Origin of the sequence: Hahella sp. CCB-MM4 (genome assembly GCF_002260525.1) — a bacterium.
Taxonomy (GTDB): Bacteria; Pseudomonadota; Gammaproteobacteria; order Pseudomonadales; family Oleiphilaceae; genus Hahella.
Window position 1 is genome coordinate 70,363 of sequence record NZ_MRYI01000008.1, and the last position, 14,794, is coordinate 85,156.

15 protein-coding genes are annotated in these 14,794 nt (G+C 50.8%); 8 read left to right on the top strand and 7 right to left on the bottom strand.

The window, feature by feature from the left end:
* Positions 1-19 precede the first annotated feature (19 nt).
* From ispF to BTA51_RS15185, 8 genes are all read left to right on the top strand, one after another.
* Positions 20-523: a 2-C-methyl-D-erythritol 2,4-cyclodiphosphate synthase gene (ispF, locus tag BTA51_RS15150; protein WP_094708654.1), complete on the top strand. Its 504-nt coding sequence runs from the start codon at positions 20-22 to the stop codon at positions 521-523.
* Positions 523-1,491, top strand: a complete 969-nt coding sequence (gene truD / locus BTA51_RS15155; protein WP_094708655.1) for a tRNA pseudouridine(13) synthase TruD — start codon at positions 523-525, stop codon at positions 1,489-1,491. The genes ispF and truD overlap by 1 nt, the downstream gene beginning before the upstream one ends.
* A 201-nt stretch (positions 1,492-1,692) precedes the next feature.
* The gene (surE, locus tag BTA51_RS15160; RefSeq protein WP_094708656.1) at positions 1,693-2,439 is read left to right on the top strand and encodes a 5'/3'-nucleotidase SurE; all 747 of its coding nucleotides are present in this window, start codon (positions 1,693-1,695) and stop codon (positions 2,437-2,439) included.
* Positions 2,439-3,101 carry a protein-L-isoaspartate(D-aspartate) O-methyltransferase gene (locus tag BTA51_RS15165; RefSeq protein WP_371333188.1) on the top strand — a complete coding sequence of 221 codons (663 nt, stop codon included), beginning with the start codon at positions 2,439-2,441 and terminating at the stop codon, positions 3,099-3,101. The genes surE and BTA51_RS15165 overlap by 1 nt, the downstream gene beginning before the upstream one ends.
* Complete coding sequence (locus BTA51_RS15170; protein ID WP_094708658.1) at positions 3,101-4,015, top strand: DUF368 domain-containing protein; 915 nt, start codon at positions 3,101-3,103, stop codon at positions 4,013-4,015. Before BTA51_RS15165 ends, BTA51_RS15170 begins: the two co-directional genes overlap by 1 nt.
* A 251-nt stretch (positions 4,016-4,266) precedes the next feature.
* Positions 4,267-5,058 (top strand): peptidoglycan DD-metalloendopeptidase family protein, encoded by a 792-nt coding sequence (locus tag BTA51_RS15175; protein ID WP_094708660.1) that lies wholly within the window; start codon positions 4,267-4,269, stop codon positions 5,056-5,058.
* 96 nt (positions 5,059-5,154) lie between these two features.
* Positions 5,155-6,153: an RNA polymerase sigma factor RpoS gene (rpoS, locus tag BTA51_RS15180; RefSeq protein WP_094708662.1), complete on the top strand. Its 999-nt coding sequence runs from the start codon at positions 5,155-5,157 to the stop codon at positions 6,151-6,153.
* Positions 6,154-6,591: 438 nt separating this feature from the next.
* Positions 6,592-7,158 carry a chalcone isomerase family protein gene (locus BTA51_RS15185; protein ID WP_094708664.1) on the top strand — a complete coding sequence of 189 codons (567 nt, stop codon included), beginning with the start codon at positions 6,592-6,594 and terminating at the stop codon, positions 7,156-7,158.
* A gap of 92 nt (positions 7,159-7,250) precedes the next feature.
* Here the strand turns inward: BTA51_RS15185 and BTA51_RS15190 are convergent, their stop codons facing one another.
* From BTA51_RS15190 to rsxB, 7 genes are all read right to left on the bottom strand, one after another.
* The gene (locus BTA51_RS15190) at positions 7,251-8,216 is read right to left on the bottom strand and encodes an alpha/beta fold hydrolase (protein WP_168188187.1); all 966 of its coding nucleotides are present in this window, start codon (positions 8,214-8,216) and stop codon (positions 7,251-7,253) included.
* Between the two features lie 223 nt (positions 8,217-8,439).
* Positions 8,440-9,075 (bottom strand): endonuclease III, encoded by a 636-nt coding sequence (nth, locus tag BTA51_RS15195; RefSeq protein WP_094708668.1) that lies wholly within the window; start codon positions 9,073-9,075, stop codon positions 8,440-8,442.
* 138 nt (positions 9,076-9,213) lie between these two features.
* Positions 9,214-9,924, bottom strand: a complete 711-nt coding sequence (locus tag BTA51_RS15200; protein WP_094708670.1) for an electron transport complex subunit E — start codon at positions 9,922-9,924, stop codon at positions 9,214-9,216.
* 64 nt (positions 9,925-9,988) lie between these two features.
* Complete coding sequence (gene rsxG / locus BTA51_RS15205; RefSeq protein ID WP_094708672.1) at positions 9,989-10,627, bottom strand: electron transport complex subunit RsxG; 639 nt, start codon at positions 10,625-10,627, stop codon at positions 9,989-9,991.
* A gap of 25 nt (positions 10,628-10,652) precedes the next feature.
* Positions 10,653-11,696 carry an electron transport complex subunit RsxD gene (rsxD, locus tag BTA51_RS15210; protein WP_094708674.1) on the bottom strand — a complete coding sequence of 348 codons (1,044 nt, stop codon included), beginning with the start codon at positions 11,694-11,696 and terminating at the stop codon, positions 10,653-10,655.
* A gap of 52 nt (positions 11,697-11,748) precedes the next feature.
* Positions 11,749-14,181, bottom strand: a complete 2,433-nt coding sequence (gene rsxC / locus BTA51_RS15215) for an electron transport complex subunit RsxC (protein WP_094708676.1) — start codon at positions 14,179-14,181, stop codon at positions 11,749-11,751.
* Positions 14,178-14,786: an electron transport complex subunit RsxB gene (gene rsxB / locus BTA51_RS15220; protein ID WP_094708678.1), complete on the bottom strand. Its 609-nt coding sequence runs from the start codon at positions 14,784-14,786 to the stop codon at positions 14,178-14,180. The genes rsxC and rsxB overlap by 4 nt, the downstream gene beginning before the upstream one ends.
* Positions 14,787-14,794 lie beyond the last annotated feature (8 nt).

Sequence of the window (14,794 nt, forward strand, 5' to 3'; positions counted from 1 at the left end):
ATTTGAGTAGGAGAATTCCATGACCCCTTTTCGAGTCGGACAAGGCTACGATGTACATGCATTTGCCGATCAAGGTGATCATATTGTTATCGGTGGTCAGGTGATTCCTCACGAGCGGGGTCTATTGGCTCATTCTGACGGTGATGTGCTGCTTCATGCCATCTGTGACGCTTTGCTCGGGGCTGCAGCGCTGGGGGATATCGGTCATCACTTTCCAGATACTGATCCTGAATATAAGGGGGCTGACAGCCGTAAGCTGTTGCGTGCTGTAAAATCATTGTTGGAGACTCGGGGCTACCGGATAGGAAACATCGATAGCACAGTGGTTGCCCAGGCTCCCAAAATGGCGCCACATATTCTCCCAATGCGAAAAGCAATAGCAGAGGATTGTGATATCGGAGAAGACTCGGTGAGTGTTAAGGCGACGACCACTGAAAAGCTGGGATTCGCCGGCAGAAAGGAGGGGGTTGCCTGTTATGCGACCGTTTTGATCTATCGGGACAACGTAGGAGTAAAAGCTTGATGGATACGTCTACACGCAAGTTATGGCAAGGGTCTGCAACAGGCACATGGAAGCAGTCGCCGGAAGATTTTTATGTAGAAGAACTTTGGGAGCCGGAGAATCCGGGAAAGGGGGAGCATGTATTGCTCCACATTGAAAAGTCCGGACAAAACAGTGACTGGGTTGCCCGTCAGATAGCTCGTTTCGCTGGTGTTCGGGACTTTGACGTTGGGTTGCATGGTCTGAAGGACAGGCACGCGGTTACCCGTCAATGGATGAGTGTTTATCTTGGTAAACGGCCGGAGCCCGACTGGGAGAAACTGGAGGTGGAAGGAACCCGGCTATTGCTGGTTAGTCGTACCACCAAAAAGCTGAGACGAGGGGAGCATCGCGGAAACCGTTTCAGAATTGTTGTTCGAGATATCCAGGGTGATCGGGAGCGTATTGAAGAGCAGCTCAAAGTAATTGCAGCGGAAGGCTTCCCCAACTATTTCGGGCCACAGCGCTTCGGGCATGACGGCTATAATCTGGGGCAGGCTGATCGTTGGTTTAAAGGAGAAGGTAAGCCTAAGAAAAAAGCCCAGCGTGGGTTGTATCTTTCTGCTGCCAGATCCTATCTGTTTAATCGTGTTCTGGAAGCACGTCTGGTTCAAGGTAATTGGAATCAATTGGTTGATGGGGATGAACCAGTCAATATTGTCTCTGCCAATCCGCAATTGGAGAAAACTGTGCCTTCGGGACCTATGCTTGGTGGGGCTGAATTCTTATCAGGCAACGCAGGTGACATTGAACGGGAGGCTGTCCAGGGATATGAGAGCTGGCTGACGGGTCTTCATGATGAAGGTGTCAGGACGGCACGTCGGGCGATGGTGGCAAATGCGGACCAAATGTCCTGGCAGTGGGAAAAGGATCACCTGGAAATTTCATTCGATCTTGGGTCAGGATGCTTTGCATCAGTGTTGCTGGATCAGTGTTTTGATTTAAACTGAGATTCTGGAACATATCAGGCCTGCAATTTGGGGTGAATGAGACTGCAATTTATTGGTCGTTAAGCAAGATCAAGCAAATAACAATAGGGTATGGGCAACTCACTGCCAGCCGGGTTTAAGTTCCGGTTTGGATTAACGTTTAGTAGCGGCAGTGTTGACGTCCGGCACAGCATGACATCGATAACTACGGAAAATTAAATTGTGAAGTTGTTACTATCCAATGATGATGGCGTTCACGCGCCGGGGTTAGCTGCTTTGGCCAACGAACTCCGCATGATTGCCGATATAAAGGTTATTGCTCCAGACCGTGATCACAGTGGAGCCAGCAATTCTCTCACTTTGACCCGCCCGCTGTTTCTTCAGCCCACATCTGAAGGTTTTTTTGCGGTGGACGGTACGCCTACCGACTGTGTTCATTTGGGATTGAGCGACATGTTCGGCTTTACGGCAGAGAGGGTTGTATCCGGGATAAATTCCCATGCCAACCTCGGAGATGATGTGCTGTACTCCGGCACCGTTGCTGCGGCGATGGAAGGGCGTTTCCTTGAGCATCCCGCTATTGCTGTCTCGCTGGTCAATCAGGGGAACAATCACTTCGAAACCGCTGCCAGGGTTGTGCGCCGCCTTCTTGAGAGCGATGAGCTGCATCCTCTGGCTCCTCGGACGGTATTAAACATTAACGTTCCCGATGTTCCTTATGAAGAACTGCAGGGGATCAAGGTAACCCGGCTTGGTCATCGTGCCCGTGGCGATGACCCGGTGGAATATGTTGATCCGCGAGGGCGGACCCGTTATTGGATTGCTGCTGCCGGCGAAGGGGATGATGCCGGGGAAGGCACGGATTTTCATGCCATCGAACAGAATTACGTATCCATTACGCCAATACATGTGGATATGACCCGCTACGACGCGATTGAGCACTTAACCCGCTGGGTGGGAGACCTGTAATGAAATTTGATTTGCAGGGGATTGGAATGACATCCCGACGTACCCGTATGCGTCTGATTGATCGGCTTCGTCAGGATGGCATCAGTGATGAGCAGGTGCTTACCATCATGGCGGACGTTCCCCGGCATATATTCGTCGATGAGGCTCTGGCCCATCGTGCCTACGAAAATACAGCCTTACCCATCGGCCACAGCCAGACAATATCCCAACCTTATATCGTGGCCCGAATGACTGAGCTGCTCAGTGGTGGCCTTGAGCTGGACCGGGTGCTTGAGGTTGGGACGGGGTCAGGGTATCAGGGGGCCATACTGGCTCATCTGGCCAAACAGGTATTTACCGTGGAGCGCATTGAACCTCTGCTCGATCGGGCTAGAAAGCGCTATGCCGCATTAAAGCTGAATAACATACATACCAAGCTGGCCGATGGTCACTGGGGGTGGCCGGAAAAGGGCCCATTCGATGCGATTATGGTGACGGCTGCGCCGGAGGTGCTTCCCGAGGAACTGCTGGGGCAGTTGAAGGTGGGGGGCAGGTTGGTCATCCCTGTAGGGGAGGACGGAAAGCAGTATTTGTCCGTGATTACCCGCCAGGAGGAAGGATTTGATGAAGAGTTGGTTGAGCCGGTCAGGTTTGTTCCCTTGTTAGGAGGTGTTGTTCGCTGATGTGGAGTAATTATTTCAAGGGAGTGGCGATGGGCGCTGCTGACGTTGTGCCCGGAGTGTCCGGAGGAACCATTGCATTTATTTCTGGTATTTATGAGCGATTGATCGGGGCATTGGCCCAAATATCCCCCGGGTTATGGACTGTCTTCCGCAAACAAGGTGTGCAGGCAGTCTGGAGGCAGATTGACGGTACATTTCTGGTGGTGCTATTTGCCGGTATTCTTACCAGCGTATTTACCCTCTCTAAATTGATTAGCTACTTATTGGTCCAGCATGCTGCCTTGTTGTGGGCATTTTTCTTCGGATTGATCCTGGGATCGGTCTGGTTTATCGGAAGGGCCATTAAGGAGCGATCCATCATTACATCTTTTTTATTGGTGGCCGGCGCTATCTGTGCCTATATTCTAACTTCGTTTGCACCCACCAGTATGGAGCCCACGTATCTCAACATCTTCATTTCCGGTGCTATTGCAATCTGCGCCATGATACTTCCTGGCGTATCCGGGAGTTTTCTGCTTCTGCTTCTGGGCATGTATAGTCCGATACTGACGGCGGTAAAGGGCTTTGATGTGACGGTGCTTGCCATATTCGCATCAGGATGTGTGATCGGTCTGGTGAGTTTTACCCATGTATTGAACTGGCTGCTGAAACGATACCACGATGCCACGCTGGCGGTATTGACGGGATTTATGCTGGGGGCTTTGAACAAGGTCTGGCCATGGAAGTATACCCTGGAGTACAGAATTGATTCGCATGGGAATACCCAGCCTTTAGTACAGATGAATGTGTCGCCAATCCGGTATGAATCTATTACCGGTGAGTCTTCTCAGTTGATTGCTGTGATTCTTCTGGCAGTACTTGGATTGGCCATCGTATTGTTGCTGGAGAAATTGAGAACCAGTTATCAAAAGTAGCAAATGCGCAAGTGTTACCGAAATACCGCACAGGTGTTACCAGAGGTAGCATAATGGCCAGGAAGCGTAATTTGAGGCTATCTATAACTATTGAGAATAACGTTGTTTTTTAACTAGTTAGCGATGATATCTAGAAATGGATGTAAAAAATAAGAATAAAGTAGGTATATTTAATTCCGAAATGTTTTAAAAAAAGCGTGATTGTGAGGCAGCAAATAGTCAAATACACAGGCTTATGTAACAGACTGTATATGAGAAGTGGCGTTAATTATGCTTACAAATGCGCTTGGTTCGTTATCGCCATTTTTTTGACTTCCTGCACCTCACCGAACATCTATCAAGACCCCGATTTTAACCCTCCCGTTTACTGGGGATCTCACCGTGTTTCCAAAGGGGATACCTTATATTCCATAGCCTGGAGGTATGGCCGGGACTACAAGGAACTGGCTGAAATCAACAATATTCCGCCGCCATATATTATAAAAATTGGCCAGAGAATCAGTCTTGTGGTGCCGGAAGACTATGTCTTTCGCACGCGTAAACCTGCACCAACCCCTGCCAAAAGTTCAAAAAGTACACAAAGTCCACCTGCGCAGGTGGCTTCGAAAAAGCCCGTTTACAAAAAGAAACAAAAGCCTTCCGGTACGAGTAACAAATATGTACCTCAAAATGTGTCCGGATGGGGGTGGCCTCACCCTGGCCCGATTATTGATACATATTCTGTTACCGGTGAAGTCAATAAGGGAGTGGACATTGCCGGTAAGATCGGTGATCCGGTGGTAGCCGCAGCCAGTGGCGAAGTGGTTTATGCAGGCAGTGGGTTACTCGGGTACGGTAAATTAGTGATCGTAAATCACAGTGAAACGTACCTTAGTGCATACGCTCATAATCGCAAGATACTGGTAAAAGAAGGAGACTACGTAAAACTGGGGCAGCAAATCGCCGAACTGGGGCAGACGGGGGCGAAAAGGCCGATGTTACATTTTGAGATACGAAAAAACGGAAAGCCTGTAGACCCGCTGACCTATTTACCAAAAAAATAAGCCTAAACAAAGCAAGGCACGAAGAAGAAAGTCCGCAAAATGCGGGACACCAACTATCACACTCCCTAAGGAGTTCACGAGAGCAGGGCTTTTATCATGGCAGCAGAACGCGAAGCATATGCAGAAGACATTTCGTTTGAAAATGATGTTGATATCTCCGAAATGGAGGAGATGAACGAACTTGATAATGACGATGATGTAGTTGTTTCTATAGAGCAAAATCGCAGTGGTCGCTTTAGTCTTGGAGAAGGTCAGTCCTACCGTAATCTGGACGCCACTCAAATCTATCTGAATGAAATCGGTTTTTCGCCGTTACTTACCCCTGAAGAAGAAGTCTATTTTGCCCGTCTGGCCCGCAAGGGTGATGAAAAAGGCCGGAAGCGGATGATCGAAAGCAATCTGCGTCTGGTTGTTAAGATTGCACGTCGCTATGTTAACCGAGGCCTTTCATTGCTGGATTTGATTGAAGAAGGCAACCTGGGCCTGATCCGCGCTGTTGAGAAGTTCGATCCCGAGCGTGGGTTTCGTTTCTCTACATATGCCACCTGGTGGATTCGTCAAACCATCGAACGGGCTATCATGAATCAGACCCGGACTATCCGTCTGCCGATTCATGTAGTAAAAGAACTAAATGTTTATCTACGTGCCGCTCGTGAGTTAACCCAGAAGCTTGATCATGAGCCAAGTGCGGAAGAAATCGCAGAATTGCTTGAGAAGCCGGTGAAAGACGTCAAGCGTATGCTGGGTCTGAACGAGCGCATTACTTCGGTTGATTCTCCTATCAGCGGAAATTCCGAAAAATCCCTGCTTGAAACGGTTGCCGATGAAGCGAGTAACGATCCTGCTGAGATGCTTCAGGATTCTGACCTGAAAGGGTGTCTGGATCGTTGGTTGGATCAGCTGTCTGATAAGCAGCAGGAAGTGATCGCACGCCGTTTTGGTCTGCGTGGTTACCCGATGAGCACACTTGAGGAAGTAGGGCAGGAAATCGGTCTGACTCGCGAACGTGTTCGTCAGATTCAGGTGGAAGCTCTCAAGCGTATGCGTGAACTGCTGGAGAAAGAAGGTTTGACTGGGGAGACTCTGTTCAAATAGCCTTCTGTCATCAGCTGTCAGGTTAATACGAAGCCGCCCGCTCATCGGGCGGCTTTTTTATTGGCATTTATTAATGGAGCTCTTTTTAATGGCACGTTTAAGCACATCTACAAGTGCAAGTTACCAGAGCCTTTAAATCGCCGACGCTCTAAAATCACTAGCGATCATAAACCTACCAATGTCACCCGGTGATTGCTAACCAGCTCACATTACCGGACAGATATGCCTGCGGACTCTACCTTTGTATAAGTACTGATGCCTATAATGACGTCGCCGATTGTCGATAGGCCGGGAGGATCCGGCTTTTGGCCCGAAATAAGGACATTTGACGCCTGGTCACTGGTGACATTGTGGTATTTCAATTGCCTACGCGTCCCCTTTGCCCTTGCGTTCCATAATCACAATAACAGAACACAACCAAGCAATTAGGGATGGAATATGAAAAAGCTACTCACAGCCTTTGTACTCTCCTTCGCTCTCTCTCCGCTGGCCAATGCAGCCACAGTGGCGGATGTTGAAATACCTGACACGTTCGATGCTTCAGGTTCAGAGCTCAAACTGAACGGTGCGGGTGTGCGCTCCAAATGGTTCATCGATGTATATGTTGGTGGCCTGTATCTTCCTGAGGCGAGCCAGGATGCCTCAGAAATCGTGAATGCCGATGAACCTATGGCGATTAAACTGCACATGGTATCTGGTCTGGTTACCAGTGAGAAAATGCAGAAAACCACAATGGAAGGTTTTGAAAACGCTACCGGTGGAAATATGGCGCCGATCCAATCTCAGATCGACCAATTCATGTCAGCATTTGATGAAGAAATTCTTGAGAATGACGTCTTCGACCTGGTGTATGTGCCCGGTAAAGGGGTCGAGATATACAAGAATGAAGAGCTGGTTAATACCGTCAGCAGTGGCGTGGATTTCAAGCAGGCATTGTTTGGTATCTGGCTGTCAGATAAGCCCGCGCAGGAAAGTCTGAAAAAGGCGATGTTGGGCGAAGGCTGATTGCGGCTGTCCAGGAAATGAAAAAAGCCCCGTTTACGGGGCTTTTTTTGTGACCTCTGAGTCCAATAATGATGAAGATCTGGAATCATTGGTTACAGGTGATTTTGTGATTCGGCCAGGATACGGATGTTTTGATGGCTCGATGCATGCTGAGTCAGCAGTCGGCATACCCTTGCCAGCAGTGGGGTGGGAAAATCATGACCCATTCCGTGGATCTGCTCGAATCTACTTCCCTCTATCTTGCGGGCGACCTCTTTTCCTTGCTCCGGTCTGATCAGTCGGTCTTCGTCGCCATGGATAACCTGTGTGGGGCAACGGATAATTCTCTGATAGCGATCTAACGCACCGGTTGCCATGATGGCGGCTGTCTGTCGTCTGGTGCCGGGGGCATCGTTGTCGTTTCTCTCGAGGACTCGGCTCAGGCGTGACATTAACTCCAGATCAGGCGAAGGATAGGAGCTGCTGCCGATGGCTCTGATGATTTTTACTTTATGCTCCAGCAAGTGTTTCTGTGACTCAAAAGTGCGCTTTCGAATCAGGCTGATGGCCAGTTTGGGACTGAAGGTCGGAATTCCCGAAAATCCGCTGGAGGTCATGATGACGGACAGACTGATCAGACGTTCTGGGCAACACGCCGCCAACACCTGGGCAATCATTCCTCCCATTGACGCACCGACGATATGTGCTCTCTTTATGTTCAAGTGATCCAAAAGCTCTGCAGCGTCCTGAGCCATGTCTTCAAGTGAGTACGGAGCAGAAGACGGGAGTCCGAACTTTTGGCGAATCAAGTTAAGTGTCAGGCTGGTGGGATGTTTGTCAAATTGGGACGAAAGGCCGATGTCACGATTGTCGAACCTGATGATATATAGCCCGCTGTTGGCCAACACTTGGCATAAGGCGTCCGGCCACACCAGCATTTGAGCGCCAAGCCCCATAATCATTAGCATGGCAGGATTTTCCGGATTGCCGAATGTTTCATAGGCAATACGTACCTTGCTTAGCTGGGCAAATCTGGTAGCGCTAGGAGCTTGATGATTAAGAGAGGTTATCGGAGCCACGACGGCAAACATCCATGGTGAAATCAAAACATCATCAAATTGTAATAGAAGTGCGGTATGTAAAGCAGACAATTGATGACGAATTAATCAAATATTCACACGGATTAAACGTAACTGAAATATTTTATTTGTACGCGGAGAGCGTTTTTTAGGTGGAAAGCGTTCTGTGGGTGGAGAGGTTCTGCAAGTCCGTTAGTACGAAACACACCGGCACCAGTACTCTCTAGTCGATGACTTTTTGCTTGAACTCGCAGAGATCTTCAATGACACAGGCCCCGCATTTGGGTTTTCTGGCGGTGCAAATGTAACGTCCATGCAAAATCAGCCAGTGATGGGCATCCATTAAATAGTCTTTTGGAACATGCCTGAGAAGCTTTTTTTCCACCTCCAGAACGTTTTTGCCGGGAGCGATACCGGTTCGGTTGGATACTCTGAAAATATGAGTATCTACTGCCATGGTGGGGTGGCGAAATGCGGTATTCAGTACCACATTGGCAGTCTTGCGCCCAACGCCTGGTAGTGCTTCCAAGTCTTCCCGGGTCTCCGGGACCTGAGAGTTGTGTTTTTCAATCAGGATTTTACATGCCTTGATGACATTTTCAGCCTTGGCATTAAAGAGACCGATAGTTTTGATGTATTCCTTAAGGCCCTCTACACCAAGGGCGTAAATAGTCTCAGGAGTGTTGGCAACAGGATACAGTCTGCGGGTCGCTTTATTGACGCCCACGTCGGTAGCCTGGGCTGACAGAATGACAGCGATCAGAAGTTCAAAAGGGCTGTTGTATTCCAGCTCGGTTGTCGGGTTGGGGTTCTCGGCCTTTAAACGGGCAAAGATCTCCAGTCGTTTGTCTTTGTTCATGAGAATACGCTTGATTGATCGTTTCGGTCTGCCTGGGCTGCTGGCTTTACAAGAGCTGCCGCTTCTACAGGAGATATCGGTTTTGCATGAGCTATCTGGTCTGTAAAAGCTATCTGTTTTGCAGGAGCCAAGCGGTCATCAGGAAATAGTGCCGGTAACTCTGACTCGCTTGCTTCCGGTGGTTACTGCTTCCTTTTTGGTCTCCGCTGAACGCTTCATGCGATTATCAATGATATTTTTGAGCGCAATGATAAATCCCATGCCGACGAAAGCACCTGGAGGAAGGACTGCAAAAAGAAAGTTAGGGTAATCCTCGAATACGGTCAGCTGCCAGCTTTTAGCTGCCTCACCAAACAGCAGATCCATGCCGGTAAACAGAGTGCCTTGTCCAATAAGCTCACGGATACCTCCCAGCAGCATCAATACCAGAGTGAAGCCCAGGCCCATCATGAACCCGTCCAACGCAGACGGCAGAATGGGATTCTTACTGGCAAACGCATCAGCCCGGCCCAGTATGGAGCAGTTGGTGACGATCAGTGGAATGAAGATACCCAGAATCTCATAGAGTTCGTAAGTGTAGGCCTGCATGAGGAGTTCAGCGCAGGTCACGAAGGACGCAATGATCATGACAAAAGCCGGGAGACGAACGGATTCGGGAACAAAGTTTCTGATCAGGGATACGGCGATATTGGAACCGGTTAGTACCAGCATCGTTGCCAGGCCCAGTCCGATGGCATTAACCACGGTGCCTGTCACAGCCAGCAGAGGGCAGAGACCCAGTAACTGGACCAGTGCCGGGTTGTTCTTCCAGAGTCCGTCCTGGGTGATTTCCAGATAGGATTTCGCCATGACTGTCTTTTCCCTTATCTTCTGCTTAGCGCCTGAGGCAAACTGATGTGAATGGTCGCCTGGTTCATTGCGCTGTGCTTAATGCTGTGCCCAATAATATGGTGCGGTTCTGTTCGAAATATACGAGTGCTTTCTTGATGCTGCCAACCACTGCGCGTGGGGTAATGGTGGCACCTGTCAGTTGATCAAAGTAGCCGCCGTCCTTTTTGACTTTCCATAGCTCTTCTCCCGGATCATCCAGGGATTTGTCAGCAAAGTTGTCTATCCAGCGGGATTTGCGAGCTTCGATCTGATCGCCTAATCCTGGTGTTTCCTTGTGGGCGGTAATTCTGACGCCCTGAATTGTGCCATCCGGTCGAATACCGACGATGGCATTGATCTCTCCAGTGTACCCGTCAGGTGCAACCACTGGCAGAATGATCGCTACTGGCTTGCCGTGATTGGTTGCAATAAAGGCTTCGCTTTCCTCTTTGGTGCCTAATAACGGGCTTGGTGCCAGTGAGATGGCTGAGTCCAGCAGGTCATTGTCATGACTGTCCTCAGGTACAATCTCCATCAATGCCTTGGCGCGAGCCTGTTTTTGGGCTTTAGCAATGCGATCGGCAGTCGAGACCTGGGTGAACGCTATGAGACCGGCGGTAATAATGGCAAATAACCCCAGCCCGATACTTCCCCTGAAAATGGCAGCGCCCAAACTTGTCATATTCTCTGTCAGCCTCTCTTGAAATTCAGTCCGACTTTTTAATCCCGCGGTGGGCTTTACGATGCCCGTAGGTTCTGGGCTTGGTGTAGTAATCCAGAAATGGCGCGGCAAAATTCATTAATAACACGGAGAACGCCACCGCGTCCGGATAACTGCCCCAGGTGCGAATGATGTAAATCAGTATTCCAATACCCGCGCCGTAGTAGAGTTTGCCTAGACGGCTGGTGGCTGCGGTGACTGGGTCTGTTGCGATAAAAAACGCTCCGAGCATGGTCGCTCCGGATAACAAATGAATGCTGACCGGTGTATATCTGTCGGGGTCCCATCCCAGTACCAGCGAGCAGACGGCCAGTGCAGCCAACATGCTCAACGGGATATGCCAGGTAATTATCTTACGCCATATCAAAAGCAGGCCACCTGCGAGAAAGCCCAGATTCACCCACTCCCATCCCAGGGCTACGTGCTGTCCGAAGATCGGGAGTTGCGACACTTCTTCTCTGGTCAGTACGTCAATTTGATGTTTGTAGGTGTCCAGAGGCGTGGCCATGGTGACGCCGTCAATATTCAGATTGCCGCCCCCAAAAATATATTGAAGTGTGGACAGAAAATCCGGAAGTTCAGTGAGGGATGAGGGCGTGGCCCAATGAGTGGTCATTTCAACGGGGAAAGACACCAGCAACAATGCATAACCGACCATGGCGGGGTTAAAGGGATTGCTGCCAAGTCCGCCATATAGTTGCTTGGATATCACAATGGCGAAAAGAATGCCGACCATGGTGACCCACCACGGAGCAAATGGTGGCAATGCCAGTCCCAGAAGAACGGCTGTCACAACGGCACTATAGTCACCCAGATAAAACATGACGGGACGTTTTCTGAGTTTGACGATAGCTGCTTCGCTGACCAGCGCCAGCAAGCTGGCCCAAACCACGTTAATCAGCACGCCCCAGCCAAAGAACCAGGTCAATGCCACGAAGCCAGGCAAGGTCGCCAGTAGCACCCACTGCATGACCGATGCGGTGCGGTTTTTGCCCCGAAGGTGAGGGGAGGTGATCTGTAACAATGCCATTATTGTGTTGCCCGAAATAATGTGGTCTGTTTAGTGAATATTGCGGTCTGTTTCATGATTGGCTTACCGGGTCCCGGATTTCGCCTCCGGCTTCTTGATATGCTGTCTCGGCGGCATTCACCCGTTCCAGGTTCTTTTCTACGGCGCGGGTCAGCTTGGCGATTTTAGCCTCATCCTCTGGAGACTCTGTTTGAGCTTCGTCGAGCATTCCCTGCATCATGCTTAGTTTGTCCCGAGCTTTGTCGATATTGGTCCGTAAAGTCTCTAATTCTTCCGCCGAGATTTTCGGTGCCACTGGGGTTGCTTGCTGTTGGGCGTCCGTCAGGGCCTTTTCTGCCGCTGTCAATCGCTCCTGGTTCTTTTCCACGGCTCTGGTCAGCTTGGTGACTTTTGCGTCGTCCGAAGGAGACTCTTGCCGGGCTTCATCCAGCATGCCCTGCATCATGAGCAATTTATCCCTGGCTTTGTCTACCTGTACTTGAAGCTGTTCAGGATCCGGGGCAGGGGTGTTGTTCTCAGATTGATCAGAGGAGTTTGTTCCAAGTGCCGATTTAAGCTCAGCCAGTTTGGCCAGGCTCTTGTCGAGAGATGGTTGTAGCTGGGCTGCGCGATCGGGGTCGGATTTCAGTGCTTCCTCTATCGCGTTCTTCAACGTCGCAACTTTGTCTTCCTGGCGTTTGATGCTGCGTTGCAGTTGTTCAGTATCCTGGGGCGGAGTATTTGTGCCCGTGTTATCCGAATCTGAGCTTTGTTTTCTGGCATCAGCGAGCGCCTTTTCGGCGAATTCCAGTCGATCCCGATTTTTCGCCACGGCATTGCGCAGCTTGTCTGTCATATCGGACTGATCGGCTTCAGCCTGTTGCAGTGATGCCTCAACTTTAGCCAGCTTGTCTTTGGCTTTTTGTACGTTGCTCTCAAGTTCTGTGAGATCGGCTAAAGGAGCGGAAGCCTGCTCGCGTTTGGCCTGGGCTCGTTTGACCGCTTCTGCGACAGCTGCTTTCTTGGGATCTACCGCTGCTTCTGCCTCAGCCGCCCGGGCTGCCTGTGCCTTTGCAGCAGCTTCAGCCCGCGCTTTACGTTTGGCTTCTTTCTCTTCCTGTTCTCGCTGCAGTCGGGATTGGCGGAACTCAAACCGTTCGCGCGCCTTGTCTGACTTTTCCTGTTCCAGCTTTGTGGTCCGTACCTGGTTCTTGGAATAGCGGTAGTACTGAACCAGGGGAATGCTGCTGGGGCACACATAAGAACAGGCGCCGCACTCTATACAATCGAAAAGATTGTACATCTCCGCTTTTTCGAACTCCTGGGCTTTGGCAAACCAGAACAGCTGCTGGGGCAGCAGTTCTGCCGGGCAGGCTTCTGCACACATGCCGCAGCGGATGCACGGTTGTTCAGGTTGCGGCTGAGGGAATTCCAGATCCGTTGCTGCCAGCAGACAGTTGGTGGTTTTAACTATCGGTATGTCAGTGGAAAGAAGGGCAAAGCCCATCATCGGTCCGCCCATCAGAACTCTGGATGCCTTGTCCGCATTAAATCCTGCCTGTGTCAGCAGGTGCGACATCCGGGTGCCGATCAAGGTATCAAAGTTACCCGGATGTGCGACTGCGTCCCCGGTGACGGTGGTAATACGCGAAATAAGCGGTTCGCCATAGCGAATTGCCCGGTATACTGCCGCCGAAGTTCCTACGTTCTGGCACATAACACCGATATCGGCAGGTATGTGTCCCTGTGGTACTTCGAGACCGGTGAGAATCCTGATTAATTGTTTCTCGCCACCGGATGGGTATTTGGTGGGAATAACCACGACTTCAATCTGGGTTTCCCGAGCCGCTTCACGGAGAGCGGCAATGGCTTCAGGTTTGTTGTCCTCGATGCCAATGAGACATTCTTCCGGCTGCAGGATGGACGCCATGATTTCAAGGCCGCCGATAACTTCGCTCGCCCGCTCCCGCATCAACATGTCATCCGCCGTAATGTAGGGTTCACATTCGGCGGCATTCAGGATTAATGCATTCACTTTATCGTTGCGTGGTGGGTGCAGTTTGATGGCGGTAGGAAAGCCGGCACCGCCGAGTCCTGCTATACCTGCCTGGCGGACCCGATGAAGAATGTCTGACGACGAGAGTTCCTCGTAATCTTCACAAGGGGTCAGTTCTGTCCATTCATCAAGGCCGTCTGTTTCGATGACAATGCAGGAGTCGGTCAGGCCTGAGGGATGCGGAACCTGATGGTCTTCAATAGCAATCACGGTACCTGAGGTTGGGGCATGGACGGGCACGCTGACGGGGCCGATCGCTTCTGCCACCATTTCGCCCTTTCTGACCCGCTGTCCTATTTCCACAACGGGAACTGCCGGTTGACCAATATGCTGGCTAAGCGGCAGAAACAGGTACTGAGGGATGCCGGCATTCTTAATGGCTTGCCGGGTCGACTGATGTTTGTTTTCCGGAGGATGGATACCGCCGTGGAAGTCCCAGATCTGTCTCATGCCGCCTCCTGGTCATTGGATTCGGCTTGCAGGTCTGTTGCGATGATTTGTCTGGAATCAATCGGCTTGGAACCGGGCTTGTCCCAGGACCAATCACGAATAGTCTGGCCAACGGGGATCATATCAATACAGTCAACAGGGCAGGGATCAACACAGAGATCGCATCCGGTGCATTCATCAACAATTACCGTATGCATCTGCTTGGCAGCGCCGAGAATGGCATCCACCGGGCAGGCCTGGATGCATTTGGTGCAGCCGATGCACTCATCTTCGCGTATAAAGGCTACGCGTTTGCCCTGGGATACCCCGTGTTCTTCGTCCAGAGGCATGGGGTCTACGTCCAGCAGATCGGCTAAAGCAGCAATCGTACTCTCGCCTCCCGGGGGGCATTTATTGATGGCGTCTCCACCGGCAATTGCTTCCGCGTAGGGGCGGCAACCCGGGTAGCCACATTGCCCGCATTGGGTTTGCGGCAGAATACCGTCGATCTGGTCAACCAGGGGGTTGCCTTCGACTTTGAAGCGGACAGACGCGAACCCGAGAATGGCTCCAAAAGTGATGGCAAGGGCGAGCAGCGCGAGTACTGCGATAATGACGACGCTCATACCAGTCC

What these genes read in the sequence shown, in the direction of transcription:
- rsxC (WP_094708676.1), bottom strand. Translation starts at nt 14,181, where the DNA reads ATGAGACAGATCTGGGACTTCCACGGCGGTATCCATCCTCCGGAAAAC.
- rsxB (WP_094708678.1), bottom strand. Translation starts at nt 14,786, where the DNA reads ATGAGCGTCGTCATTATCGCAGTACTCGCGCTGCTCGCCCTTGCCATC.
- BTA51_RS15165 (WP_371333188.1), top strand. Translation starts at nt 2,439, where the DNA reads ATGAAATTTGATTTGCAGGGGATTGGAATGACATCCCGACGTACCCGT.
- BTA51_RS15175 (WP_094708660.1), top strand. Translation starts at nt 4,267, where the DNA reads ATGAGAAGTGGCGTTAATTATGCTTACAAATGCGCTTGGTTCGTTATC.
- BTA51_RS15170 (WP_094708658.1), top strand. Translation starts at nt 3,101, where the DNA reads ATGTGGAGTAATTATTTCAAGGGAGTGGCGATGGGCGCTGCTGACGTT.
- rsxG (WP_094708672.1), bottom strand. Translation starts at nt 10,627, where the DNA reads ATGACAAGTTTGGGCGCTGCCATTTTCAGGGGAAGTATCGGGCTGGGG.
- BTA51_RS15185 (WP_094708664.1), top strand. Translation starts at nt 6,592, where the DNA reads ATGAAAAAGCTACTCACAGCCTTTGTACTCTCCTTCGCTCTCTCTCCG.
- nth (WP_094708668.1), bottom strand. Translation starts at nt 9,075, where the DNA reads ATGAACAAAGACAAACGACTGGAGATCTTTGCCCGTTTAAAGGCCGAG.
- ispF (WP_094708654.1), top strand. Translation starts at nt 20, where the DNA reads ATGACCCCTTTTCGAGTCGGACAAGGCTACGATGTACATGCATTTGCC.
- truD (WP_094708655.1), top strand. Translation starts at nt 523, where the DNA reads ATGGATACGTCTACACGCAAGTTATGGCAAGGGTCTGCAACAGGCACA.
- rpoS (WP_094708662.1), top strand. Translation starts at nt 5,155, where the DNA reads ATGGCAGCAGAACGCGAAGCATATGCAGAAGACATTTCGTTTGAAAAT.
- BTA51_RS15200 (WP_094708670.1), bottom strand. Translation starts at nt 9,924, where the DNA reads ATGGCGAAATCCTATCTGGAAATCACCCAGGACGGACTCTGGAAGAAC.
- rsxD (WP_094708674.1), bottom strand. Translation starts at nt 11,696, where the DNA reads ATGGCATTGTTACAGATCACCTCCCCTCACCTTCGGGGCAAAAACCGC.